Consider the following 23,037-nt stretch of genomic DNA (forward strand, 5'->3'; position numbering starts at 1 on the left):
TCCGGCTTTGTCTCACGGCGGGTTGCGGTGGCTGGTCAAGCCGCTTCGGGTGCACCAGCGTTATGAAGCGGCTGAAGGAGCTTTGGGCCGCGACGAGCTAAGCATCCAGTTTCGGCGGCCTGGCCCTGGCGTGGTGCTCGCCTGGCGATGGCGGGTCGGGCCATGGCGGGCGGCTTGGGGCACCGCGGTCGGGCCAGCCAAGTCGGGCGAGGAGGGGCAGGCGAGCCGAGCTGGGCAGGCGAGCCAGGCCGGGCAGGCGAGCCGAGCTGGGCAGGCGAGCCGAGCTGGGCCGGGCGAGGCGGCGGAGGCGAGTCGGGCGGAACGAGCTGGGCCAGGTCGAGCCGGGCGGACTCAGCATTGCCGGGAAGGGCTCGCTGCGGCTCCGACTCGCTTGCGGAGTCGTACGCCAGTCATCGATGGCGTGCGGCCGTGCGATCACCCCGTTTGGCGAGAGGGTCCTCAAGGAACCGCGCGAACGCGCCCTCGGCGGTCGCATCGGGCCCATTGCTGCCGACGCGACTTTCCCGCACACCCCAAGCCCTGAACCTGCCCGCAACAATCGCACGTTCGCTCCCGACAGCCCGAATTTCATGGTCGAGCAGCGATTCTGCGGCATCCCCCGGGGCTTGCGGCAAGCCCCGGGGTGCGCTATATCTTAGAAAGGGCGAGGGAAATCATTTTTCACCAGTGCGCGGAATCCCGCGCGGTTCACGGCTGCTTCGCCGGCACCCAGTTGCGCACCACCGGCCGATAGCCTTCCGGCTTGTCGCCCACCTTCGCGCCGGGGTTGATCAGCCACGACTGGTAGTCCGGCGTGAACATCCGGTACGGCCCGGCCGGCGGCACCTCGCTCGCGCGGTCCAGGGCGTCGCGCAGGTCGGCGGGCAGGGTGAAGTCGAGCGCGTGCATCGTCGCGTCCAGTTGGCCGGCGCTGCTCGCCCCGACGATCGCCGACGCGATGCCCGGCTGCGTCGCCACCCAGTTGATCGCGACCTGCGCCATCGTCACGTTCAGCTCGTCGGCGACAGTCTCGAGCGTCTTCAGCAGTTCCCACTGCTGCGCGCTCCAGGCCTCGGCAGCACCCGTCAACCGTCCTTCGCCGCTGAGGCCAGCCGATGAGCTGCGGTACTTGCCGCTCAGAAACCCGCTTCCGAGCGGGCTCCACGCGGTGATTCCCAGTCCTAGCTCCTGACCCGCCGGGACGTGCTCGGTCTCGATCGTCCGCTCGATCAGCGAGTACGGCAGCTGAAGACTGATCATCGGCGGCAGCGAATGCGCGTCGGCGAGTGTCTGCGCGCGGCTCGCGTACCACGCGGGCACGTCGGACAGCCCGGCGTACCGGATCTTCCCCGCCCGGACTAGATCGTCGAACGTCCGCAGCACCTCCTCGACCGGCGTGATCCGGTCCCACGTGTGCAGCAGGAACAGGTCGAGGTAATCGGTGCCCAGCCGCCGCAGCGACGCCTCTACCGACCGGATCATGTGCTTGCGGCCGTTGCCGCCCGCGTTCGGGTCGCCCGGGTCGACGCTGTTGGTGAACTTCGACGTCAGCACCAGCCGATCCCGCTCGCCCGTCTCGGCGATGAACTTTCCGAGCAGCCGCTCGCTCTCGCCCGCGGTGTAAAAGTCCGCTGTGTCTATGAAATTGCCGCCTTCCTCGACGTACTTGCGGAAGATCGGCCGCGCCTCCTCCTCGGATTTTCCGTAGGCCGCGTGGAACCCGTCGGTGCCGAAATTCATCGTGCCGAGCGCGAGCCTGCTGACCCGCAATCCGGACCGGCCGAGCAGGTAATACTGGTCAAGAGACATCGGGGTCATCGCTCCGTTCCCGAAAACACGCGCGGGCCGTGCCCGCCTGGCTCGGCCAGGGTGCCCTCGGAAAAATGGACCAGCAAGTCCAGAAGCTGGGGGAGTGCCGGGCAGGATGGGGTGACCGGTCGCGCCCGCCGAGTCGCGACCGGCCCAGTTGCAACCCGCCGAGACTGCAACCCAGCAGTGACCTGTCGACCCCGCTCGGTCGAGCCGAGTCACTCGTCGCTCAGTCGCGCCGCGCCAGCCGCACCCCGGCTCAACCCGTCCCACCCGAACCCCCGCCGGGACGTACGCTGCGGTACATGCCGTCGAACATGATCAGCCTCCGCGGTGTGCGCACGCACAACCTCGCCGACGTGGACGTCGACATTCCGAAGCACCAGCTGGTCGCGGTCACCGGCGTTTCCGGGTCCGGCAAGTCGTCGCTGGCGTTCGCGACGCTGGCGGCCGAGTCGCGGCGGCAGCTGTACTCGACGATGCCCGCGTTCGTCCGGACCAAACTGCCGCACGACCCGGCTCCCGAGGCCAGTTCGCTGAGCGGGCTGACCACCGTCGTCGTGGTGGACCAGCGGCCGCTCGGCACGAATTCGCGGTCGACGGTCGGCACCGCGACCGAGGTGTGGACGATGCTGCGGATGTTGTTCTCCCGCCTGGGCGAACCGTCCGCGGGGTACTCGCCCGCCTACTCGTTCAACGATCCGTCCGGGATGTGCCCGGCGTGCGCGGGGCTCGGCACGGTCACCGACATCGACGGCGAGCGGATGATCGACCGCAGCCGTTCGCTCAACGACGGCGCGATGGTCTTCCCCAGTTTCGCGATCGACAGCTGGATCTGGAAGCGCTATGTCTACTCGGGATTCTTCGACAACGATCTGCCGTTGCGAGAGTGGCCTGAGGAGCTGGTGCAATTCCTGCTGCACGGACCGACGCAGAAGCCGCCGAATCCGTTGCCCCGCTTCCCGGCCAGCGCGAAGTACCAGTCGATGGTGCCGCGGATCCGGCGCCTGCTGGTCGAACGCGAGGCCAAGATGGGCCCGGCGGTGCGGGCGGCGCTGGCCGACGTGACCCGGCAGCGGCCGTGCCCGGACTGCGGCGGCAGCAGGCTCGCTCCGGCCGCTCGGGAGAGCCGGGTCAACGGTCTGTCCATTGTGGACCTCGGATACCGCGACGCGGCCGGACTGCTCGAATTCTGCGCCGGAGTCGAGCACGAGTGGGCGCGTCCGCTGGTGGCGGCGCTGCGGCTGCGGCTGGAATCGATGATCACGCTCGGCCTCGGGCATCTGCACTGTTACCGCGCGACGCCGACGTTGTCCGGCGGCGAATCGCAGCGGCTGAAACTGGTGCGGCACTTGGGATCGAGCCTCACCGACCTCACGTACGTGCTCGACGAACCGACGGACGGGCTGCATCCGGCCGACGTCGCGTCCCTCGTCGACGTACTGCGGCGGTTGCGTGATCACGGCAACACAGTGCTGGTGGTGGACCACCACGAAGCGGTGATGGTGGCCGCGGACCACGTGATCGACTTGGGTCCGGGAGCGGGAGAAGCGGGCGGACGCGTGGTGTTTCACGGTCCGCCGGCGGAATTGCGGAAGGCGGACACGACGACCGCGCGGGCGCTGCGCACGGGCGTCCGGCTCAAGGACACGCTGCGGGAACCGACCGGCTGGCTGCCGTTGCGCGGACTGGACCGGCACACCCTGCGCGACATCGACGTAGATGTGCCGACGGGCGTGCTCACGGTGATCACCGGGGTAGCAGGGTCCGGGAAGTCGACACTGGCGGGCGAACTCGCCGAGCGGCACCCGCGGTTCACGGTGGTCGACCAGAGCCAGATCGTCGCGACGTCGCGGTCGACGGTCGGCACCTGGCTCGGGCTGGCCGAGCCGGTGCAGCGCGCGTTCGCCGAGGTCAGTGGAGAGTCGCCCAAGCTGTTCAACCCGCGTTCGCAGGGCGGGTGCCCGGCCTGTCGCGGCACCGGTGTCCGACGGACCGATCTGGCGTTCCTGGAGGACGTCGACACGCCGTGCGAAGAGTGCGACGCGACCGGATTCCGTCGGGAGGCACTGGAAACGCGGCTCGAAGGACGGACTGTGCTGGAGGTCCTGGGCACGCCGGTGTCGGCGCTGGCGCGGTATGTGCCGCACCCGGACGTCGTCCGGCTGGCCGCGCTGCTTGGCGAACTGGGACTCGGGCACCTGGCGAGCGGCCGCACGCTCGACACCCTCTCCGGCGGCGAGCGGCAGCGACTGAAACTCGCCCGCCAGCTCGACTCGACCAGCGACGACCTGCTCGTCGACGAACCCACCGCGGGCCTGCATCCCAGCGACACCACGCGGATGGTGGCGCTGCTGGACCGGCTCGTCGACGAGGGCCGGACGCTCGTCGTGGTCGAGCATTCGCTGCACGTGGTCGCCGCCGCGGACTGGGTGCTCGACCTCGGCCCCGGCGCGGGCGAGAACGGCGGCCAGGTGCTCTACACCGGCACGCCGAAGGGACTCGCCGAGCACGACGGCGCGACGGGACGGTACTTCCGGTCGGCGCTCGGAGGATAGCGGTGGCCCCGCTGGCGCGCGGGGCCGTTCCACGCGCGCTGCCCGGCTTGCTGATTCCGTGAGGGCCACCTTCACGGCAGTTCGGGTCCGTGAGGGGAACCCGCACGGACTCTGAGTCCCTCAAGGTGGCCCTCACGACCCGCCGACGTCCGTGAGGGACCCCTTCACGGACCAACGTTCCCCTCACGACCCGCGCTCTACGAGGCGAGTGGCGCGGGAAGCCGTGCGGCACGGGGAGCGCGCGGGAACCTAATGCGGGAACCGCCGCGCCCCCGCGCCGCCCTGTCCGAGGACGTCGTCCGGATTCGAGTACGGGCAGGATTTCAGCGACAGGCAACCGCAGCCGATGCAGTCGGTGAAGCGGTCGCGCAGCGCGGTCAGCTCCTCGATCCGGGCGGTGAGGCGGTCGTGCCAGCGGCGGGAGATGCGCTCCCAGTCGCGTTTGGTGGGGATGCGCTGGTCCGGCAGTTCGGCGAGCGCGTCCTTGATCTCTTCCAGCGACACCCCGACGCGCTGCGCGGTCCGGATGAACGCGATCATGCGCAGCGTGTCGCGGCGGTACTCGCGCCGGTTGCCGCTCGTGCGCCTGCTCGCGATGAGCCCGCGGCTCTCGTAATAGTGCAGCGTCGGGACGCTCACGCCGGCGCGTTCGGCGATCTGTCCCGGCTTCAGCCAGACGACCTCGCGCGTGATCTGGGGCATGGCAGCTCTTTCCGTGCTTGACATCAAGTCCGCTTGATGAAGTCCACTGTAAGCACCGCCCGGATGGCGGCGGTTGTCCCGGCGAGGTCGCCGCGGTCGAATGGGGGATCAGCGAGGCGGAATGGGGACGCCGCCGAGACCGGATCGAGCAGGCGGGGCGCGCGGACGGGCTGACGATTCGCATGGACACCTCTTGGGCGCTCGATTCCCGGCCCGCGCATCGGGTGCTCAAGCTCGCCGCCGCCCGGGGACTCGCCGAAACTCCTGCGTGGGAAGCGATGTTCGCCGCGCATCTGCGGGACAACCTCGATCTCGCGGAGTGGAATGTGCTGGCGGACTTGAAGACCGGATTGGAGCGCGACGAGGTGCTCGCGCTCGGCGAGAACGAGGACTACGTGACGGAAGTGTTGGCAGATCACGAAGAAGGACAGTCGCGCGGGATCCATTCTGTGCCGACCGTGGTGCATGGCGACCGTCTTCTCGCCGGGGCACGCAGCGTCGCGGAACTGACGGAATTCGTCCGGTCGGCAGCTAAGGCGAAATCGACCGAGCGCCCATCGCGAGGTGGCCGTCGGACACGGTCGCGGCAAGGTGGTGCTGAGGACGAATTAAATCGGTGGACGGGGTCATCAGGCCGCCGTTATGGTTCGCCACGACCGTGACTCGACACCGGGAGGTGAGCCCCATGAACGCTGTTTCGATGTGGGTGCTCCCCGTGTCGTCACGGTCGGGCGACTGACGTAGGGGTTGCCAGGAGCGCCTTGAGCAGAAGGCACTCCGAAAGGTGACCATCATGGACACTGTGCGTTTCACCGCGGGCGAGCCCGCGGTGAGCATCACCCGGGCCGAACCCGGACTGTGGCAGGCGCTGGACGACGGCAGGCTGGCCGGTCGCGGCGAGGCCACCACCCGCCCCGACGGACGGGTTTTCCTGAGCATCGACGCGTGGCATCGCTCCGTCTTCGACCAGCTCGCCCGCGAAATGCTGGCCGCGCTGCCGGACCCCGTCCACACCGTGGTCGACGAGACCGACCACGAACTGCTGAACGGCTGGCAACAGGCCGGTCTGACGATCCGCCAGCGCGAGTGGGAGTACGTCGTGCCCACCGAGCCGAGCCCGGTTGTCCCGCCGCCGGGTATCACGTTCGTGCCCGCCGGATCCGCTGAAGAGGGCCCGTTGCGCGAGCTCGACCGCGTCGTCCGCGCTGAGGTCGAGGCGACCGTCGGCTGGTCGGAAATGCCAGCGGAGGTCCTGCCGCACCCGGCTGGCGACACCGTCGTGGATCCGTCGAAGTACGCCGTCGCTGTCGAAGGCGGCGAATACGTGGGTCTGATCCGCGTGGTTCAGGTGACACGCCTGCCCCGGATCGGGCTCATCGCCGTCCGGGCGGATCGGCAACGCCGGGGCATCGCGCGCGGGTTGTTGCTTCACACACTCGACGTCCTGCACCGAGCGGGGATCAAGACGGCGTCGGCCGAGGTGAACGAGGCGAATGCGGCGGCGACGGCCCTGTTCGAGGGCGTCGGCGCGCGGCGGGCGAACAGTACGGTGGAGCTGATGCGCCATGGCCGGTAAGGGCGGGATCGAAGTCGAGGGAACCGTGGTCGAGTGCCTGCGCGACGCCCGGTTCACCGTCGAACTGGCGAACGGGCACCACGTGCTGGCCCACATCAGCGGCAAGATCAGGAAGAACTTCATCAAGATCGTGCCGTATGACCGGGTTTTGGTGGAGTTGAGCCCGTACGACCTCGACCGGGGCCGGATCCTGTTCCGGTACCGGAACTAGTCCGGTCCGCCCTTGCGGTCCCAGCTGGGACCGCAAGGGCGGTCAGCTCGTTTTCGCGGTGGCGAGCCGGGTCAGCGCGTCGCATTTCCGGCCGAAGTTCGCCACGACGTCGGCGCCGATGATCCGCACCATCACCGCCCGCAGCGGGGTGTCGAGGACGATGCGCTGGGTCAGCTCGGCCCCGCCGGGGACGGCCGCGACGCTCAGCCGGAGGTCCATCCGCCCGAGCGGGACGGGCTGGCAGAGCGTGAACTCGTGTCTGGGCCGCCAACTCGTGAAGGTGAAGTCCTTCGCGATTTTCGCGTGCACACTGCCGCGGAATCCGCCGCTGGGGTAAAGGAATCCGGTCGATCCGGCAGCGACCGGCCCGTGCAGGACGACGCGCGCGACGTCCGGATCCCAGCGCGGCCAGTTCTCGACGTCGGCGAGGACGTCCCAGAGCGCGGCCGGGTCGACGGCGAGGGTCCGGGTGGAGGTTTTGTCCCAGGTCATGCCCCCGAAGATATACGGAACTGGAAGTCTCGTAAACTGTGCGCTATGACGCACAACCGGCGCGGACGGCCGCGGGAGCAGGGGATCGACGAGGCCGTGCGCGCCGCGGTCAACGAACTGCTGGAGGAGGTCGGCTACCAGCGGTGCACGGTCGACGCGATCGCCGCGCGCGCCAGGGTCGGCAAGGCGGCGCTCTACCGGCGCTGGAAGTCGAAAGCGGAACTCGTGTTCGCGGCCGTCGTGCACGACGATGCACTGGCGCCGCCGCCTGACACCGGCACCCTGCGCAGTGACGTGGCAGGCGTTCTCGCCGACATCCAGTCCGCTTTGGATGGACCGCAAGTGCGAAACGCCTTGCCCGGCTTGCTCGCAGACCTCCGCACCGAAGACGCCCCCACCGCCCGGCTCGGCGAACTGTTCCTGATCCGGGAACGTGCCTACCTGGTCGAGGTGCTAGACCGCGCGATCGCCCGTGGCGAACTCGCCCGGCGACCCGAAGTGCCCGCAGTGCACGCGATGCTGCTCGGCTCAGTTTTCGCGTGGCTGCACCTTCTGCGCGAAGCAGTGCCACCAGGCGGCCTCGCCGACGCACTCGCCCCCGGCTTGTACGGTGCCATTGTCGAGCTAGGAAAGTGATTTTCCCCCACGGCCGCAACGGATCCCGCACTCACCGCCGAGGTCGCGGCGACGGCTTGCGACGGGACAGCTCGTCCGCGATTATCGCGCCCAGGCGGCTGTTCGCACTGCGAAGCCCGCGGTATCCCCGGTATGCCATGACGATTACCGCGGCAACGACGACCGCGGCAATCGACAGGACCGGCCCGTGCGAAATCAGGGTGTCCCGGTAGACGCGGGCGAGATACCCCAGCCCGAGCCCGGCGGCGAGAGCGTCGAGAAGCGCGAGCGGAACCCGTCCTGGGATGGGCATGGCGGTCTCCTCTCGGGACCCGACCTCAGCAATCTAGGCGACCAGAGGCTCTCGCGAGGGCTCCCGACCCGATCGGCCTACGCTCCCCGGCCCGCGCGGGCCCTGTGCTAAGTTGACGTGAACTGGGGGGATCGACCTGCGGAAGCGAACCCAGGGGCCGGTAGCTCAGTTGGTTAGAGCAGGGGACTCATAATCCCTTGGCCGTCGGTTCGAGCCCGACCCGGCCCACCATCTTGCCCTCGACACAGCTGCTGAACAGCGAAAACGGGCTCAAAAACGATCTTGAACCGAGGCCTCCCGGAGGCGCTGGAAACGAGCACGGCGCTGGTAACCCAAGGGATTGTTCGAGTAAGCCTGTTTTCATGACCGCCGTTGAGGTGTTCGAGCCTGATGCGCCCGGAAGCTCGTCCCGGACTGGAGAACACATCTGAGGGCGAAGAGCCGCGCCGACTCGACGATCGACGCGTACCTCGCCAGCGTGGCCATGCTGGTCAACTACCTCGACGACGAAGACATCTCCATCCTCGCCCCGGAAATCGGGCGACGGGAGCTGGAGCGGTATTTCGAATGCCTTCGCCAGCGGCCTAATTTCCGCACCGGTGAGTCGTTGTCGCACAGCTACCTGGCGAAGCGTTATCGGCACCTGCAACAATTCTGGCGCTGGCTCGATAATGTAGAAAAGATCGTCGAATTTTCTCCGTTGTGCAAAATGGAGGTGCCTCACGTCTCGGAGGAGCCTCCGGCGGTTCTGCGTGGTTCCGATGAAGGCGCTGCTCGACACTGCAAAGGGGAAGGGGTTTGCCGAACTCCGGGACCGGGTGATTATGTTGGTGCTGAACGACTGCGGAGTCCGGATCGGCGAGCTGGCACCGTTGTGCGTGGCGAACCGGCGGAGCCGACGCGCGGGAGTCTCGATTTCGATTTTGACGTGATACGTGCCTTTCAACCCTGCGGCGGCGGAGGTGCTCAGGCGCTACTTTCGTGCCTGTGCAAGCCATCCTTACGGCAGGCGCACGACTGCGGCTTGGTTCGGTGGTCTTGCCTGTTTGAGGTCAACTGCCGAAGCCATTCCGGATCGCCCATTGCCACGATGGATACCAGCGCGCCGTTGAGTAACGTCATGGAGAGCGTGAATTGTGATGCTCCATTGTAGTGCTCGGCTCCTTCGTCGAAAGTGAGGTCGGGCGCGTCCGGATGGCCGATCAATCCGCTCGTGCGGATCAGGTCAGCCGCCTGGTACCCAACGTGCCGGACAGCCAGGCGACGGCGTCGCGGGCTTGTTCTGGGGTGGTGTGTTCGCGGCTGCTGGCGAGTCATGCCGTCAAGGTCGTCGTGGCCGCCGCGGAATCAAGGTGGTCGTCGGCGACCGCGGACGGTGGGCGGCCGTGTCCCTATCAGCGGTCGGTCGATGCCACCACGCCCGGTGGCACCACCTCCCGGATCATGGAAAGACTGGGTGCGTCAGTCATGCCGGACCTGGCGACCACAGCTCCTCGAACAGGAACCACGAAAAAGGTAACGGGGAGGGGGCTCCAGAGCGGGAACCCTGCGGATCGGGGGAGGAACTGGGCGTTTCCGCCGAAGCGGCGGTGCTTGCCCGCGTACCACAGGTGCACGGTGGCTCCGCGGTCGCGGCCTGTGGGTTTGATCGTGGTCGCGGTGACCCGGTCGCAGCCGATGCGGGCGCTGTCGAGATCACGTGCGCGTCCCCGGCCGCGCGGCGCTCGGCGTGCAGGACAAGCGCGACGAGCAGGGCCAACTCGCGCGCCACGTCAAGCGTGGCACCATGGGCAATCACGTGGGGCCTCCGGATTTCTCGGACTCGATCTTCGAAAAGCCAGTCCTGCTGTGACAACCTCAACGTGGCATGGGAGAAACAGGGAGTCTCCGATGCCGCATGGGAGACATCGGCCCGCGGCAGAGCCGCACTGAACAGCGGCTCTGCGACTTTGCCGGCCCCTGCCTTCAGAACGGAAAGGGAACCTTCACGGACTCGTCCCGTGGGGACCACGCGGCTGCGGCACAGGACGGAAAGGACTCATTTGTCAATTGACACTCAATCCTGGGGTTGATGGACGCGATAATGTGGCGGTCGGCGCCGGCGGGTCGGCGCCGCGGACCTTGGGAGGGGGCCAGTGGCGCGACCGACGCAGGCTCGTGACCGCACGATCGTCGTGGCGGACGTAGCGGGATTCACCTCCCCGGACAGGTACCTTCCCGATCGGCTGGCCGTCCGCCAAGGCATGTACGACGTGCTGAAGACCGCGTTCGCCGAATGCGACGTCGACTTCGATTCCTGCGCGCGGGGGGATCGCGGCGACGGCGCGCTGATCCTGTTGCCGCTTGGCACGGCCAAAAGCCTTGTCGCCGACCGCTTGCCGGATCGGATCACGGTCGCCCTCCGCCGGTACAACCACACCCGGACTCCGCAGGCGCAGATCCGGCTTCGGGTGAGCCTCAACTCCGGTGAGGTGCTGAACGACGGCAACGGCTGGGTCGGCGAGGCCGTCGACACGGCCTTCCGCATTCTGGACGCGCAACGTGCGAAGGACGCGTTCGCGGAATCCGGCCGGATGGTCGCCTTCATCTCTTCGGAGCGCTTCTTCGCCGACGTCATCGAGCGGGATCCCGGCCTCTTGCCCGAGTCGTACACACCGATACCGGTTTCGGTGAAGACTTTCACTGGAACGGCTTATTTACGACTGCTCGGTGAACCCGCGGCGCTGATCTCGAAACCGTCCGCCGTCGTGCCGGAACCCCTGGATGCCCTGTTTCTCGAGGACGTGAACAGTGCGGTTCTGGATGTGATTCCCCGCAAGGATCTCGCGGGCCTCCACCACCATCTGACCCAGATGGATGTCCCCCATTTGGCGGTTATGGTGAGCCGCGCGCTCGGCCCGGCGGTTCCGCTGCCGCGGCTGGAGGGAATCACCGATGCGTGGAGCGCCTTTCACCTGCTCACCGACTTCAACGCCGGCCCGGACGGGATCCCGCCCGCCATAACCTTTCTGCGTCTGCTCGCCGAAAACGCCGACGGGGAGCCGGGCGCCATGATCGCCGACTGGATCGCCGACCAGGCCCGATCGCTGCGCCTCGGGCCCGCCCTCGGCCGCCAGCGGAATAACAGGCCGCCGATTCCGGAATGTCCGCATCTGCATTTGATGATCATGCTTGAACCCGTTTCCGCGGATCCGACGCGCTGCACCCTCGCATTCTGGCGTCAGGATGACCCGGAAGTGTGGCCGCCGGCGCTCGGCGGGGTGTGCGAAATCGGAATAGACGAGGTCGAGTTCAGGGTCGATGACGTCATCCTGGAGACTGAGGGCGTCTGGGCTGCCCAGAGTGTGTCCGCGTCGGTGGAATTCCTGCTGCCGAGGACGTTGATCAATTTGCCCGTGCAGCGGTGGGCCAAGGAACACGAGACCGGCCAGCCCCTGCCCCTGCGCTACGGGTACCGGCTGGGAATACGGTCTCTGGAGAGGATGCGGGCGAGGCATTGGCATCGCGCATGGCATGTCCGCTGGGACTCGATGGTGAAGGATCCGTCCGCCGATCGCCTGCACTATTCCGGCGGCACGGAGTCCGGGGAGCATCCGATCGACGAGATACTCAGCGACGATCACTGGGTCGGGCTCGTATTGGAGAAACCGCCGTCGTCCCAGGCGGAACCGGGCGCCGGACCGGACGGGCTGACGTGTGCCCTCCGCAGTGGGCTTCCGGTGGTGTTGTGGCATCCGGACGCCAAGCCGGAGGATCTGCGCGAGTTGCTCGACTGGGTACTGGCCGCGGAGTCCGGATTCATCGAACTTCCGGACCGCCGGAAATTGGCGAATTCCGGTGCGGCGGTACCGTTCAAGAATTCTCTGGCCCACGATCTGGTGGTAATGTGGGACGATCCGCAACGCGTGATCGTTCTGGACCAGCCGTTGATCCCGAGCCGACGATGAGGGGACGCCGCGGATGAGCGTGAACGATCAGGACGCGACGGTGGACGGCCGGACGCCGCAGTTCGACGCACCCGATTGGTGGATTTACCGGGGCACCGGCAGGCCGATCCACGACATCGATCTCGCCCAGTTGCTGCCCGCGCCGCCGCCGTGGCGTTCCTATCGCGGCGACCCGCCGCCGGAACACGACGTGCCGCCGCCGGACGACGGCGAGGCGGAGCGCCGGCTCGGTACCGCGTTCACTCTTTCCGAGCAGGACGCCGACGCGGGCGAATTGAACATGGTCAATGCCGCCCTGTATCTGCGGCGACCCTTGCTGGTCACCGGAAATCCGGGAACCGGGAAGTCCAGTCTCGCCTACCGGATCGCCAGGGAACTCGGCCTCGGCCGGGTGCTGCGCTGGGCGATCACCAGTCATACCGCGCTGAGTTCCGGGCTGTACGGCTACGACGCGATCGGCCGGGTCCAGGCCGCGGCTACCAGCCAGGCCCAGCTCGGCGGTGAGGCCGAAGAGCCGCCGATCGGCGATTTCGTCCGGATCGGCCCGCTCGGCACCGCGTTCCTGCCCAGCAGGCTGCCGCGGGTGCTGTTGATCGACGAACTGGACAAGTCCGAGGCGGACCTGCCCAACGACCTGTTGTCGATTTTCGAGGACGGCGAGTTCTCGGTCGAGGAATTGGCCAGGGTCCGCAACCGGCATCCCGAAGTCACCGTGCACACCGCCGACCCGCAGCGCACCGCCGTCGTCCGGGACGGCCGGATCGCGTGCCACGCCTTCCCGATCATCGTCATGACCAGCAACGGGGAGCGGGAATTCCCGCCCGCGTTCCTCCGCCGGTGCCTGCAACTGCGGATCGAGAACCCGGATCAGGACCAGCTCGCGGCGATCGTGGCCAGTCACCTGGTCAGCGAGAACGGCGAACACCGGGACAAGCTCATCCGCGACTTCGCCGAACGCAGCAAGGCGGAAGGCGGACTTCCCACCGACAGGCTGCTCGACGCCGTCTATCTGGCCACTTCGGGTGCCTACCAGCCAGATCAGGAAGCGTGGCCGCGGCTGGTGGACGCTCTTTGGCAACGACTGACGGTGCGGTGACATGGGCGTGCCGGGCGGTGCCCCCGCCCCGCGCTCCGTCCCGGCGGCGGAGCGGCGGGCGACCGACTTTCCGCGGAGCGGCAGGCGGTTCGAGTTCGAAGACCTGAACTGGACCGATGTCGCGGACATCGTCTGGCTGGCAGCGGCCATCGCGCCCTCCTCTCCCGCGCGCGAGGATCGCGTCCAGGAGCCGAAACCGGCGGGCGAAGACGTGCGGATTCGCAATGCGCCTTCGGAACGCCGGGAGATCCCCCCGGCACCCGAGCCACGACGGTTTCCGATCGCCGACGTCCCGTCGCCGGGCGAGGACGGGGGCGAGGCGACCGGGATCGGCGTCGTGCGCGGTGAACTGCCCGAACCCGCGGTCGACGGCACCGGGCCCGGCGGCGCCGCGCTCCTGGAATCGCTGGAGTACTTCCGGGCGCTGAGAACGTTGAAACGAGAGAAGCCCTCGCGGCGACACAACAATGTGGTCCTGGACGAAGAGGCGACCGCCGTCCGGGTCGCGGAGACCGGCCGGTGGTGGCCGGTCACCCGATCGAGAAAAGAGCGCTGGCTGGACCTGACGCTTGTCCTCGACAACGGGCCGTCGATGGCGCTGTGGCGCCCTCGTGTGTCCGCTTTCGTCGAATTGCTCCGGCAGGCGGGTGCTTTCCGCACCGTTCAGGTCCGCCTGCTGGAAACAGCCAAGGACAACGGCCGGCAAGATCTCGTGGTCCGTGGCGGCACGGCCGGCGCGCCCGCCCGCGACCCGGACGAGATCCTGGACGCGTCGGGACGGCGCGCGGTGCTGCTGCTGACCGACGGGGTCGGGGACACCTGGCAGAAGAAGGACGCGCTGTACCCGATTCTGGCGCGCTGGGGCGCGGCGATGCCGGTGAGCATCGTGCATCTGCTCCCGCGATGGCTGTGGGGACGCTGCGGGATGAACCCCCGCGAGGCCCGGCTGCGGGTCCCGAACGCGTTGGCCCCCAACGGCCGGTGGGCTTTCGACCTCGCCGACTCCTGGCTCGAGCCCGGTCCGCCGGCGCCCGCCGGCGTCGTGCCGGTACCGGTGCTCGAACTGCGCCCGCGCGCGCTGGCGTGGTGGGCCGGACTGATGACCGGCGAAAACAGCGCCGCCGTCGAAGGCACGATCGTGCTTGCCGCGGAACGGACTTCCCGGCCTGATTCCCCCGACCCGCCGGTAGCTTTGTCACCCGCCGAAAGAGTGCACCAATTTCGCAGTGTCGCGTCGCCGCCGGCGCTACGCTTGGCCCAGGTGCTCGCGGCGGTACCGGTCCGGCTCGACGTGGCGAAGCTGGTGGGACAACGGTTCGTGCCGGAAGCCGGACTGGAGCACCTCCTCGAACTTTTGCTTTCGGGGATCATGTACGCTCCCGGACCTAGGGGAGGGAAGTCCACTTGGGACACCGGTGGGGTCTTCGCTTTTCCCGAGGCAGTCCGGGAATTGCTGCTCAGCGGCGCGCGACGGTCGGAAACGGCCAGTGTCGTCCGAGTGGCCGCCACCCATTTCGGCGGCCGGATTCCGCTGCTCGGTCACCTCCGAGACGCCCTCGCCGACCCGAACAACACGCCGGATCCCGTGCTCACCCAAGAGTCCTCGTCCGACGTCGAACTGGAAAGCGTCGTCATGCGCGCGCTGTCCGGGCCGTATCTGTCCCGCGCGGACCGGTTGCGGAATGTGGTTCAAGGCCGAAATTTCGTCCTGTCCGGATCTGAATCAATCAAGACACCCATCAAGAGTGAGAGCCCAAAGATGCCTGAGACGGCCGAACGTCCACCTGCCTCGACACCTGCGCCGCAGGGACGCTCGCCTTACCTCAGCGAATCCGAAGTGAACGAGCCGACGACCAGGATCGTTCATCCCGCCACCTCGGGTGCCTCGCGCGCCTTCCCGGCGCGCCGGCCGGACGATCCGCCCTTGGTCTTCGGGAACGTCCCGCCGCGCAACCCCAACTTCACCGGCCGCGACGAGCTGCTCGACCAGCTCACCAAGCGGTTGAGCAGCGGCACCACCGCGGTGCTCCCGTCGGCGTTGCACGGTCTCGGCGGTATCGGCAAGACGCAGATGGCCACCGAATACATCTATCGGCATCTCCAGGACTACGACCTGGTGTGGTGGATCGACGCCGCGCACACCACGCAGATCCGCGCGGGCCTCACCGAACTCGCCGGGATCCTTGGTCTCCAAGGCGCGTCCGAGGCGAACATCGCGGTCCCCGCGGTGATCGAGGCGCTCCGCACCGGACGGCCGTTCCGCCGCTGGCTCCTGATCTTCGACGCCGCGGAGAGCCCGGAGACCGTGCTGCCGTTCTTCCCGCGCAACGGACCCGGCGAAATCCTGATCACCTCCCGGAACTCCGATTGGGCCGGTATCGCGCGCCCGCTCGAACTCGCGGTCTTCAAACGCGAGGAGAGCATCGAACTGCTCGGCCGCCGCGGACCGGAGATCGACCCGGACGACGCCGACGAACTCGCGGAGAAACTCGGCGATCTGCCGCTGGCCGTCGAGCAGGCCGCGGCCTGGCGCGCGGTGACCGGGATGCCGGTGCAGGAGTATCTGCGCCTGTTCGACGAATCGGTCGAGGAAATCCTCGACACCGCGTCGGCGCCGGATTACGAGGTCTCCGTCGCCGCGGCGTGGAACGTCTCGTTCGAGGAGCTGAAGACCCGCAACCCGGCGGCACATCAGATCCTGCACATCTGTGCTTTCTTTTCCCCGGAACCGATTTCGCGCGATCTGCTGACCGGGGTCAGCCGGGTGTCCATCTCCCCGGAGCTCGACTCCGCTCTTCGCGAGCCGATCAAGCTGGCTCGCGCCATCCGTGACATCAACCGGTACGGTCTCGCGAAGATCGACCACGGCAGCAACACCCTCCAGTTGCACCGTCTGGTCCAGCTGGTGCTGCGCAACCGGGTCATGGCTCCCCAGGTGCACGCGCGGATGCAGCACGGCGCGCATCAGCTGCTGGCCGCGCTCGACCCGAACGACCCCGAGTCCAGCAGGCACTGGCCGCGCTACCGCGAACTCCTGCCGCACGCGTACGCGGCGAACGTGCTGGATTGCGACGACGACTGGCCGCGTCAGCTCTACATCAACCTGATGCGCTACCTGTTCGAATACGGCGACCACGAAGAAGCCGCCCGGCTCGGTCTCCAGGCGCGGAGCCGCTTCACCGAAATCCTCGGCCCGACCCATCCGCAGACGCTCGAAGTCTCCTCGCGGCTGGGGCTCTACCTGTGGGCGATCGGCCGCTACGGCGAGGCCGCCGAACTCAACCAGCGCACTCTCGCGCTGCGCCTGCAGGTATCCGGTGAGGAGAACGAGGAAACGTTCGCCCTGCAGCGGAACATCACGATCGACCTTCGTGCGCGGGGGGATCTCGCCGCGGCGAACAAACTGAGCGAAGAGATCTACCACAAGGCCGAGCGCATGTTCGGCGAGGACGATCCGGAGACGCTGAACGCGGCGTTCCAGCACGGGATCAGCCTCCGGCTTTCCGGTGCCTACCAGGCGGCCCTGGAACTCGATCAGGAAACGTACCGGCGGCGTACCGAGGTCCTCGGCCGTGATCACGTCCGCACCTTCAGCGCGAACAGCGCGATGATCGTGGACCTGCGCGAGTCGGGCGAATACGGCCAGGCCCGGGTCCAGCAGGAACGGCTCACCGAGAACTTCCAAGCGCGCTACGGCGAGGACCAGCCGGACTCCGTCACCAACTCCTTCCTGCTGTCGGTGGCTCGCCGGAAGGACGGTGACCACCCCGGCGCGCTGTACCTGTCGACGGACGCGCTCCGCCGGTTCCGGCTCGTCTACGGGGACGATCACGCCACCACGATGGCCTGCGCCCTCGCCCACTCGATCGATCTCCGGCACTCGGGCGACCTGGCGGCGGCGAAGAAACTCGGCGAGGAGACCTTCGACCGGTACCGCAACGGGCTCGGCGAGCACCACCCGCACGCCCTGGCCGCCAGCGCCGACCTCGCGGTGACGTTGCGGCTCCAGGGCGACGTCGCGGCCGCACGCGCCCTCGACGAACGCGCCCTCGAATACTTCCGCGCCAGCATCGGCCCGGATCACCCGTATGCGGTAGTCGTCACGATCAACCTGGCCAGCGGGCTGTCCGCGTCGGGAGAACTCGACAAGGCGATCGAGCTCGGCAAGGACGCGGCCGAACGCAGCCGCCAGGTGCTGGGGGCGGAGCATCCGACCACGCTGGCCGCGAGCTTCAACCTGGGCTTGGATTTCGCCGCCGCGGGGCACGCGGAGGAGGCAGCTCCCTTCCAAGACCCGATTCTGGGCAAGTACCGCCGGGTCCTCGGCGAGGCCCACCCCGGGACCCAGGCGGCGGTGCGCGGTGCTCGTGCCGACTGCGACATCGACCCCATGCTGATGTGACGGTCAGCCCGAAACGAGCTGGCCGATCCACGCGGCGATCCGCTCCACCGGCGGTGGCGGCGGAGCCAGCGTGCGCAACTGACGGTGCACCGCGCGGACGAGTTCCGGGCAGTGCAGCAAGGCGCGGGCGGCCGGGTCCGGACCTCGCGCGGAAAGCGCGAGGCCGAGCCCGACCAACGAGGCCGGACGGTCGGGATCCGCGGCGAGTTCTGTGCGATAGCCCGCTATCGCCTCGGTGAATTCGCCTCGGGCGTAAGCGAAATCGGCGGTGGTGGCACCGGGGACGGCGGGCCGTCCGGCCGGGTCGAGCAGTGGTGCGGCGTCGCCGACAGCGAGCCGGATCAGATCGGTCCGCGCAGGGGACCAGGAGCCGTCCGGCACCGGCGTCGGCGGCAGATCGGTGGTGTGCGGGGCGGGCGGTCGTGAACGGCCGCTCAGCCACGCTTCCGCCACCGCGGTGACCAGCGTCGGGCTCGGGCGGAGATGACGGACGCGCCAGCCGGCGAGATGGTCCAGGCCGGCGGCGTCGGCTAGTTCGCGCGCCTCCGCCGGGACAGCCTCGTCCTGCCAGGGGCCGAGGCGTTCCGCGATACCGTCGAGAAAACGACGTCCGGCCGCGGTCAGCGTCGAGTCCGTCCGCAGAACCTGCAGGGTCCGCCAGGTTTGGCCGCGCCAATAGGCATATTCGAATGCCGAGCGCCGTGGTGTCAGACCGGCGTTGGCGAGTGCCCGCCAGAAGGCCGTCGCGCCGAAGAAGGCGTAGACCCCTTGCACCGCACCGCTCAACGGCCGCGGATCGTCTCGCCAGGCGACGTAGATCCGTTCCCTCGGATCCGGCTCGTACAATTCGACGAGGTGCAGCAGGCCGCCGAGCACGATGTGCTGGAATTCGTGGATCAGGGTGTCGGCGAGCGCCGCGCCGTCGGAGGGAAGGGCGACCACCGCACTGCCGAACGCCTCGCCGGTCGACGCGCTCGGATTCCGGAAGAGCACGTGCGGTTTGGGGACCAGCGCCGCCAGCCCCACCGGCATGATCCGGGCCAGCCCGGGCAGATGGGCGTCGATCAGACGGCAGGCCTCGTCGATCAGCCGCTGCCAGTCCGCGATGTCCTTGCCGGGCAGGCGATCCGGCGGGATCGGCTCGTAGAGTCCGCGATACGGGTCGAGGTCGTCGAGCCACAGCGAAAACCGGTGCGCGCCGACCTGGCTCCGCACCCGGCGGATTCCCCACCAGCCCGGGGCGTCGGAATCGGGCGCGTCCGGGATGCGGACCGTCGTTTCGGCGTTCGATACGGAGTACCGGCCGGCCGCTCCTCGCACGACTGCCGAAGAGAACGTGCCGATGCCCGGGAATCTGGCCATGCCGAGCGACGGGAGCATCGCGTTACCGAGCCACACCGGGATGGCGGTCTCGAAATCCAGCCCCGCCCGGATCGCCGCGGCCGCCGCGATCGCGTGCGCCTGGCCCAGGTGCATCCACAACGGACCGACGCCGTCGATTCCGTTGCGCAGCAAGCGAGTCGTGTAGCCCGCCCAGCTCCCGGTGTACGGATTGGTGAGCATCCGGTTGACCGCACGCGGTTCCCTCGCTTCCGCGCGGCCGAGGAGCTCCCAGGCGGAATCCAGCGGCGGCAAGGGCCCCGAGTGGTCCGGGGTCTTCGTGGCCTCGGTCAGCAGGGCGTGGATCAGGAGCTTTCGTCTGCTCCGCTCGGCCCGGCGCAGGCGGCGGGCCATCTCCTCGTCGCCGTCAAGGCGCGCGAGTGCGTCGAAATCCCGCCAGGGCAAGCGGTGGAACGCGGGGCCGGTCTCGGCTGGCGGTGACATCAGTCGATCCGCTCGCCACCCCCGGCGTTCTGGCTCCGATAACGTGCGTGCACCTGCCTGGCGCGTTCGACGACATGGTGCGCCGAACGGCGGAAGGCTTCACTGTCCAGTTCCCGTAACGCGGTGAAAGAGACCGCGTCGAGATCGATCAACGCTGATTCGATGTCCGGTTCCGTACTAGCCGAGAAAGAACTCATCGTGCCGATTCCCTCCACCCCGTGGAACGGTTGCGAGAGTTGGACCTTGACAAGGATAGCCGAGATCTCGTGACCGATCAGTCCTCTTCCGGCGGGGCGGCCAGTTCACGGAGCGCGCGGGGCCCGGTGATGGTGACGCTGGGGGCCGTGCGCGCCGCCCTAAGGCACCGAGTTCGTCTGCGGGAGACGCGCGCGAATCCGGCCAGTTCCGCCTGGTCGAAGAGGAGTTCGACCTGGTTCTCGACGGTCCAGTCGAGGTCGTGCTGGAGTGCCGGCTCCTGGAGTGCCGTGGCGAGCCGTTGCGGGAGATCCGGCCCGCCGGACTCGAGCCGCAGGCGGTCGGACTGCGGCAACCGGATCGCCGCGGCACGGGAAGATCTCCTCGACGAGGCGGCGTTGATCACCCGCTACGCCGACGTCAAGAACGTGCTGTCGCGCCAGCGGTGCACCCGGCCGACTTCGGCGGACGAGGCGGCTCGGGCAGCGGATACCGAGAGCGGCGGGGTGTTCAACAGCGAGATGGCGACGGTGATCCCGCAGCACGGTACTGCGCATCTGAATTGGCGGCGGATGGTCGGGAAGCGGTTCACCGCGAAGCGGATGAACCCGCTGCGGCCGGGTATCGCAGTCCGGTTGGCGGCCGCGTCGAGCCCGACCCGGCCCGCTCTGCCTCCCTTTGCATAGGCTATGAACTGCGGAAACGGTCGCGATCTCGGATCGTTCGAGTACGGCTGTCGTGATGCCCGCCGTTGGCCTCAGCGGGCTCGACTCGGGCTGGAGAACGCGCCTAAGGGTCAAGAGCCCCGCCGACTCCAGGATCGCCGCCTGACTCGACAGCGTGGCCGTGCCGGGCGCTCGGACCTGGAGCGGTATTTCGAATATTTCCGGAGAACGCCGCGAGGCGCGCGGATGCGCACGGCGGCGACTGAAGATCGTGCAACTGGTTGACCTCTACCAATGTCGAGGTTTGAGAATCGCGATCATGACACTATGGATCTGCGACCGATGCGGCATCGAGCAGCCCGGTTCCCCCGAGCCCCCGCATTGTGTGATGGACCGCGGCGAGGTCGGCATCGAGGAGCGCGGCGACCTGGGCCCGCATTCCGGGAGTTGGCGCACTCACGAACAGCTTGCCGCCGAAGCGCACACGGTGCGGCAGCGGGACCATGGCCGCGGGGTGCACAGCTTGCGGCGGGAACCGATGGTGGGCATCGGGCAGTGGTCGTTCGTCGTGCGGACCGCGCGGGGGAACGTGCTGTGGGATCCGCCGACCTCCATCGAGCCGGATACGCTCGCCGCGGTCCGGGCGCTCGGCGAGGTCGTCGCGGTGGCGACCAGTCACCCGCACATGTTCGCCGCCCAGGTCAGCTGGAGTCACGCGTTCGGGCGGATTCCGGTGCTGGTCAACGCCGCGGGCCGGGAATGGCTGGGCCGCACCGACCCGGTGCTCGAGTTCTGGACCGAGCACGCCGAGCCGGTGCCCGGGGTCGAGCTGATCCAGGTCGGCGGCCACATGCTGGGCAGCGCGGCGCTGCGCACCCCGGACGGCACGCTCCTGTCCGGCGACACGATCAGCGGCGGCCTGGCGCCGAACTGGGTGTCGTTCCAGCGCAATTTCCCGAAGCACATTCCGCTGTCCGCCGCGGTGGTCCGGCGGATCGTGGACCGGCTCGACGGCTGGTCCTACGACCGGTTGTACACGCTCGGCGGCGACACCGTCGACGCGGACGCCAAAGCCGTCGTGCAGCGCTCCGCCGAGGCGCACATCCGTTGGGTCAGCGGAGAATTTGACCATCTGACCTGAGCGGCTTCCTCCGGCTCGCCCGGAGGAATGGGCTTGCCGGAGAGTGGCGCGTGGCCGCCGGCTGCGCGTCACTCCAGGTTGCTCCTGCTTCGGCTGTCACTGCCTCACGCGCCTGGGAGATCTTGCCGCCGCCCGGGCTTCCCAGGGTGCAGAACCGTGACTTTCGCCGGAGTTCGCACTCTCGGCCACCGCTGGACCCCGCGTCACGGCCGTCTCCTGGTGCCAGCAGCCCAGGCCGACTAGCCGATAGCCTGAGCGGCTCGCGGCACGGATGTCTGGGAGGATTGCGAATGAACAGCTGGCGCGGGGTGCTGCCTGCCCGACCGGATCGACGCCGCCTGCGACCGCATCGGACTGTCCCGGCGCAGCATCTGCGAGCTCGACACCATCCATGACCTCCTGGACGTCGCAGGCGAGGGAATCAGCATCGCGCTCGTCCCGCCGAAACAGCGCGGCGGCCATCCCGGAGTTCGCACTCTGGCCACGGACCCGCGCATCGAGCACGCGGCCACCCGTCCGCCGACTCCGGCCGCGTTCCTCGCCGATGACTGCGGCAGAACTGTCTGCTTTGGACTATTGCGAGAGGGAAATGGTTCGCGTGGCAGGTACTTTCGTCACCGGCTCTGCCGACACCGGGTCGCCCGCCAGCTTTCGCGTAGGGCTTAACGAAGCGTCGGAGAGGAACCCTATTGATTACTCCTGAAGAGCAAAGTGGAATTGTCGGACCGGTCGGCGGCCTGGTCCGGGTCGACTCCAGGGGGATAGGATCTGACGGCAAAACTGAGGCACGCTATGAACCCGCAGTCGCCGGCCGAGCGGAGCGTCAAACATCGCACGTGATGGGCGGATTTCTCTTTGATGTCTGCGAACTCCAGTATTTCAGCGGTCTGCGCACGGTCTGCGTGGTCGATGGTCAGGGACTGATAGACGGACTTGAGTTTCATCCCGACCACCCCGAAGAAGGAGGCTTCGATCAGGTCCCCGGCTTCGACGTCGACGGTGCGCAACCGGAGTTCCGAATGGCTGACGGTATAGCGCCACGGGCGAAAAGTCCGGTCGAACGCGAGGGGAAGCGCCGCGCCCGGGCGAGTATCTCGGTCAGGGAATGAAGGGGTTGGCAACGGGGGCTCCTCCTCGGTAGAAGATCACGTTCGGCCACGAACCGGGGTTGTCGCGGATGTAGCTTAGCTCCCACGCTGTGGCATGACCGTCGAAGATGGGATCCAATCCGTCGCCGATCCGTGCCGCGGCAACCGGATCGTCGATTCCGTCCAGGTTGAAATGGATCTTGTCGAGGCGCTCGACCAGCGCGAGGAACACGCGGCCGCCGAGGACTTCTGTGCAGGCTTGAAGGTAGTCGCACTCCGGGGTGTGTTCCGGAATCGGCATGGGAGAAAAGCCTTCCGGTGAGGTCAGGTACCCGGGCATTCGACCGCGCGGATCCTTCGCTCCGGTAGCGCGGTGATCAGCAACGGGTATCCGAGTGCGCAC

General features: G+C 68.1%; 20 protein-coding genes, 1 tRNA gene and 1 pseudogene. 14 read left to right on the forward strand and 8 right to left on the reverse strand.

What is annotated here, in order from left to right; all coding sequences use genetic code 11:
- Window positions 1-708 precede the first annotated feature (708 nt).
- Entirely contained in the window at window positions 709-1,809 is a 1,101-nt protein-coding gene (locus ABZX37_RS07745) for an aldo/keto reductase (RefSeq protein WP_354737059.1), read from the reverse strand.
- Window positions 1,810-2,114: 305 nt separating this feature from the next.
- On the opposite strand from ABZX37_RS07745, the gene ABZX37_RS07750 reads away from it, so the two are divergent.
- A complete protein-coding gene (locus ABZX37_RS07750) occupies window positions 2,115-4,367 on the forward strand; it encodes an ATP-binding cassette domain-containing protein (RefSeq protein ID WP_354737061.1) in 2,253 nt (750 codons plus the stop codon).
- Window positions 4,368-4,616: 249 nt separating this feature from the next.
- Here ABZX37_RS07750 and soxR read toward each other — a convergent pair whose 3' ends face one another.
- A complete protein-coding gene (gene soxR, locus ABZX37_RS07755) occupies window positions 4,617-5,069 on the reverse strand; it encodes a redox-sensitive transcriptional activator SoxR (RefSeq protein WP_344284167.1) in 453 nt (150 codons plus the stop codon).
- Window positions 5,070-5,086: 17 nt separating this feature from the next.
- Between soxR and ABZX37_RS07760 the strand changes: the two genes are divergently transcribed.
- The 3 genes from ABZX37_RS07760 (at window position 5,087) to infA (ending at window position 6,856) form a co-directional block, all read left to right on the forward strand.
- The gene (locus ABZX37_RS07760) at window positions 5,087-5,731 is read left to right on the forward strand and encodes a DsbA family protein (protein WP_354737063.1); all 645 of its coding nucleotides are present in this window, start codon (window positions 5,087-5,089) and stop codon (window positions 5,729-5,731) included.
- Between the two features lie 131 nt (window positions 5,732-5,862).
- Window positions 5,863-6,645 (forward strand): GNAT family N-acetyltransferase, encoded by a 783-nt coding sequence (locus tag ABZX37_RS07765; RefSeq protein ID WP_354737065.1) that lies wholly within the window; start codon window positions 5,863-5,865, stop codon window positions 6,643-6,645.
- Window positions 6,635-6,856, forward strand: coding sequence for a translation initiation factor IF-1 (gene infA / locus ABZX37_RS07770; protein ID WP_116202922.1), 222 nt, complete (start codon window positions 6,635-6,637; stop codon window positions 6,854-6,856). The genes ABZX37_RS07765 and infA overlap by 11 nt, the downstream gene beginning before the upstream one ends.
- Before the next feature lie 42 nt (window positions 6,857-6,898).
- Here infA and ABZX37_RS07775 read toward each other — a convergent pair whose 3' ends face one another.
- The gene (locus ABZX37_RS07775) at window positions 6,899-7,348 is read right to left on the reverse strand and encodes an SRPBCC family protein (protein ID WP_354737068.1); all 450 of its coding nucleotides are present in this window, start codon (window positions 7,346-7,348) and stop codon (window positions 6,899-6,901) included.
- A gap of 45 nt (window positions 7,349-7,393) precedes the next feature.
- Between ABZX37_RS07775 and ABZX37_RS07780 the strand changes: the two genes are divergently transcribed.
- On the forward strand, window positions 7,394-7,984 hold the full coding sequence (locus tag ABZX37_RS07780; protein ID WP_354737070.1) for a TetR/AcrR family transcriptional regulator: 591 nt from the start codon (window positions 7,394-7,396) through the stop codon (window positions 7,982-7,984).
- 31 nt (window positions 7,985-8,015) lie between these two features.
- Here ABZX37_RS07780 and ABZX37_RS07785 read toward each other — a convergent pair whose 3' ends face one another.
- Window positions 8,016-8,276, reverse strand: coding sequence for a hypothetical protein (locus ABZX37_RS07785; RefSeq protein WP_354737072.1), 261 nt, complete (start codon window positions 8,274-8,276; stop codon window positions 8,016-8,018).
- Window positions 8,277-8,430: 154 nt separating this feature from the next.
- Here ABZX37_RS07785 and ABZX37_RS07790 point away from each other — a divergent pair.
- The 6 genes from ABZX37_RS07790 to fxsT all read left to right on the forward strand — a co-directional run bounded on the left by ABZX37_RS07790 (window position 8,431) and on the right by fxsT (window position 17,721).
- Window positions 8,431-8,507: transfer RNA gene (locus ABZX37_RS07790), tRNA-Ile, on the forward strand.
- Window positions 8,508-8,754: 247 nt separating this feature from the next.
- On the forward strand, window positions 8,755-9,429 hold the full coding sequence (locus tag ABZX37_RS07795) for a hypothetical protein (protein WP_354737074.1): 675 nt from the start codon (window positions 8,755-8,757) through the stop codon (window positions 9,427-9,429).
- Between the two features lie 546 nt (window positions 9,430-9,975).
- Entirely contained in the window at window positions 9,976-10,128 is a 153-nt protein-coding gene (locus ABZX37_RS07800) for a hypothetical protein (protein ID WP_354737076.1), read from the forward strand.
- Window positions 10,129-10,519: 391 nt separating this feature from the next.
- A complete protein-coding gene (locus tag ABZX37_RS07805; RefSeq protein ID WP_354737078.1) occupies window positions 10,520-12,223 on the forward strand; it encodes a hypothetical protein in 1,704 nt (567 codons plus the stop codon).
- Window positions 12,224-12,236: 13 nt separating this feature from the next.
- On the forward strand, window positions 12,237-13,319 hold the full coding sequence (locus ABZX37_RS07810) for a MoxR family ATPase (protein ID WP_354737080.1): 1,083 nt from the start codon (window positions 12,237-12,239) through the stop codon (window positions 13,317-13,319).
- Window position 13,320: 1 nt separating this feature from the next.
- Complete coding sequence (gene fxsT, locus ABZX37_RS07815) at window positions 13,321-17,721, forward strand: FxSxx-COOH system tetratricopeptide repeat protein (RefSeq protein WP_354737082.1); 4,401 nt, start codon at window positions 13,321-13,323, stop codon at window positions 17,719-17,721.
- A 3-nt stretch (window positions 17,722-17,724) separates the two neighbouring features.
- Here fxsT and ABZX37_RS07820 read toward each other — a convergent pair whose 3' ends face one another.
- The 3 genes from ABZX37_RS07820 to ABZX37_RS07830 all read right to left on the reverse strand — a co-directional run bounded on the left by ABZX37_RS07820 (window position 17,725) and on the right by ABZX37_RS07830 (window position 20,146).
- Window positions 17,725-19,545 carry an HEXXH motif-containing putative peptide modification protein gene (locus tag ABZX37_RS07820; RefSeq protein ID WP_354737083.1) on the reverse strand — a complete coding sequence of 607 codons (1,821 nt, stop codon included), beginning with the start codon at window positions 19,543-19,545 and terminating at the stop codon, window positions 17,725-17,727.
- The gene (locus ABZX37_RS07825; RefSeq protein ID WP_354737085.1) at window positions 19,545-19,742 is read right to left on the reverse strand and encodes a hypothetical protein; all 198 of its coding nucleotides are present in this window, start codon (window positions 19,740-19,742) and stop codon (window positions 19,545-19,547) included. Before ABZX37_RS07825 ends, ABZX37_RS07820 begins: the two co-directional genes overlap by 1 nt.
- A gap of 77 nt (window positions 19,743-19,819) precedes the next feature.
- Window positions 19,820-20,146: a hypothetical protein gene (locus ABZX37_RS07830; protein ID WP_354737207.1), complete on the reverse strand. Its 327-nt coding sequence runs from the start codon at window positions 20,144-20,146 to the stop codon at window positions 19,820-19,822.
- Between ABZX37_RS07830 and ABZX37_RS07835 the strand changes: the two are divergent.
- The 3 genes and pseudogenes from ABZX37_RS07835 to ABZX37_RS07845 all read left to right on the forward strand — a co-directional run.
- Window positions 20,127-20,369 (forward strand): annotated as a pseudogene (locus ABZX37_RS07835) (cytochrome P450); the annotation flags it as partial. The gene ABZX37_RS07830 and the pseudogene ABZX37_RS07835 sit on opposite strands and share 20 nt — an antisense overlap.
- A 355-nt stretch (window positions 20,370-20,724) precedes the next feature.
- Complete coding sequence (locus ABZX37_RS07840; protein ID WP_354737087.1) at window positions 20,725-21,546, forward strand: hydrolase; 822 nt, start codon at window positions 20,725-20,727, stop codon at window positions 21,544-21,546.
- A gap of 839 nt (window positions 21,547-22,385) precedes the next feature.
- Window positions 22,386-22,655: a hypothetical protein gene (locus ABZX37_RS07845; RefSeq protein ID WP_354737089.1), complete on the forward strand. Its 270-nt coding sequence runs from the start codon at window positions 22,386-22,388 to the stop codon at window positions 22,653-22,655.
- Here the strand turns inward: ABZX37_RS07845 and ABZX37_RS07850 are convergent.
- Window positions 22,645-22,974 (reverse strand): hypothetical protein, encoded by a 330-nt coding sequence (locus ABZX37_RS07850; protein WP_354737091.1) that lies wholly within the window; start codon window positions 22,972-22,974, stop codon window positions 22,645-22,647. The two genes, ABZX37_RS07845 and ABZX37_RS07850, sit on opposite strands and share 11 nt — an antisense overlap.
- Between the last annotated feature and the right edge of the window lie 63 nt (window positions 22,975-23,037).

This window comes from Amycolatopsis sp. NPDC004079 (assembly GCF_040610415.1).
In the GTDB taxonomy this organism is placed as follows: domain Bacteria; phylum Actinomycetota; class Actinomycetes; order Mycobacteriales; family Pseudonocardiaceae; genus Amycolatopsis; species Amycolatopsis halotolerans.

Coding starts and splice junctions, on each gene's coding strand:
- ABZX37_RS07825 (WP_354737085.1), bottom strand. CDS start 19,742: ATGAGTTCTTTCTCGGCTAGTACGGAACCGGACATCGAATCAGCGTTG.
- ABZX37_RS07820 (WP_354737083.1), bottom strand. CDS start 19,545: ATGTCACCGCCAGCCGAGACCGGCCCCGCGTTCCACCGCTTGCCCTGG.
- ABZX37_RS07765 (WP_354737065.1), top strand. CDS start 5,863: ATGGACACTGTGCGTTTCACCGCGGGCGAGCCCGCGGTGAGCATCACC.
- ABZX37_RS07840 (WP_354737087.1), top strand. CDS start 20,725: ATGACACTATGGATCTGCGACCGATGCGGCATCGAGCAGCCCGGTTCC.
- ABZX37_RS07745 (WP_354737059.1), bottom strand. CDS start 1,809: ATGTCTCTTGACCAGTATTACCTGCTCGGCCGGTCCGGATTGCGGGTC.
- ABZX37_RS07810 (WP_354737080.1), top strand. CDS start 12,237: ATGAGCGTGAACGATCAGGACGCGACGGTGGACGGCCGGACGCCGCAG.
- ABZX37_RS07780 (WP_354737070.1), top strand. CDS start 7,394: ATGACGCACAACCGGCGCGGACGGCCGCGGGAGCAGGGGATCGACGAG.
- fxsT (WP_354737082.1), top strand. CDS start 13,321: ATGGGCGTGCCGGGCGGTGCCCCCGCCCCGCGCTCCGTCCCGGCGGCG.
- ABZX37_RS07845 (WP_354737089.1), top strand. CDS start 22,386: ATGGGCGGATTTCTCTTTGATGTCTGCGAACTCCAGTATTTCAGCGGT.
- ABZX37_RS07785 (WP_354737072.1), bottom strand. CDS start 8,276: ATGCCCATCCCAGGACGGGTTCCGCTCGCGCTTCTCGACGCTCTCGCC.
- ABZX37_RS07850 (WP_354737091.1), bottom strand. CDS start 22,974: ATGCCCGGGTACCTGACCTCACCGGAAGGCTTTTCTCCCATGCCGATT.
- ABZX37_RS07805 (WP_354737078.1), top strand. CDS start 10,520: ATGTACGACGTGCTGAAGACCGCGTTCGCCGAATGCGACGTCGACTTC.
- ABZX37_RS07775 (WP_354737068.1), bottom strand. CDS start 7,348: ATGACCTGGGACAAAACCTCCACCCGGACCCTCGCCGTCGACCCGGCC.
- infA (WP_116202922.1), top strand. CDS start 6,635: ATGGCCGGTAAGGGCGGGATCGAAGTCGAGGGAACCGTGGTCGAGTGC.
- ABZX37_RS07750 (WP_354737061.1), top strand. CDS start 2,115: ATGCCGTCGAACATGATCAGCCTCCGCGGTGTGCGCACGCACAACCTC.
- soxR (WP_344284167.1), bottom strand. CDS start 5,069: ATGCCCCAGATCACGCGCGAGGTCGTCTGGCTGAAGCCGGGACAGATC.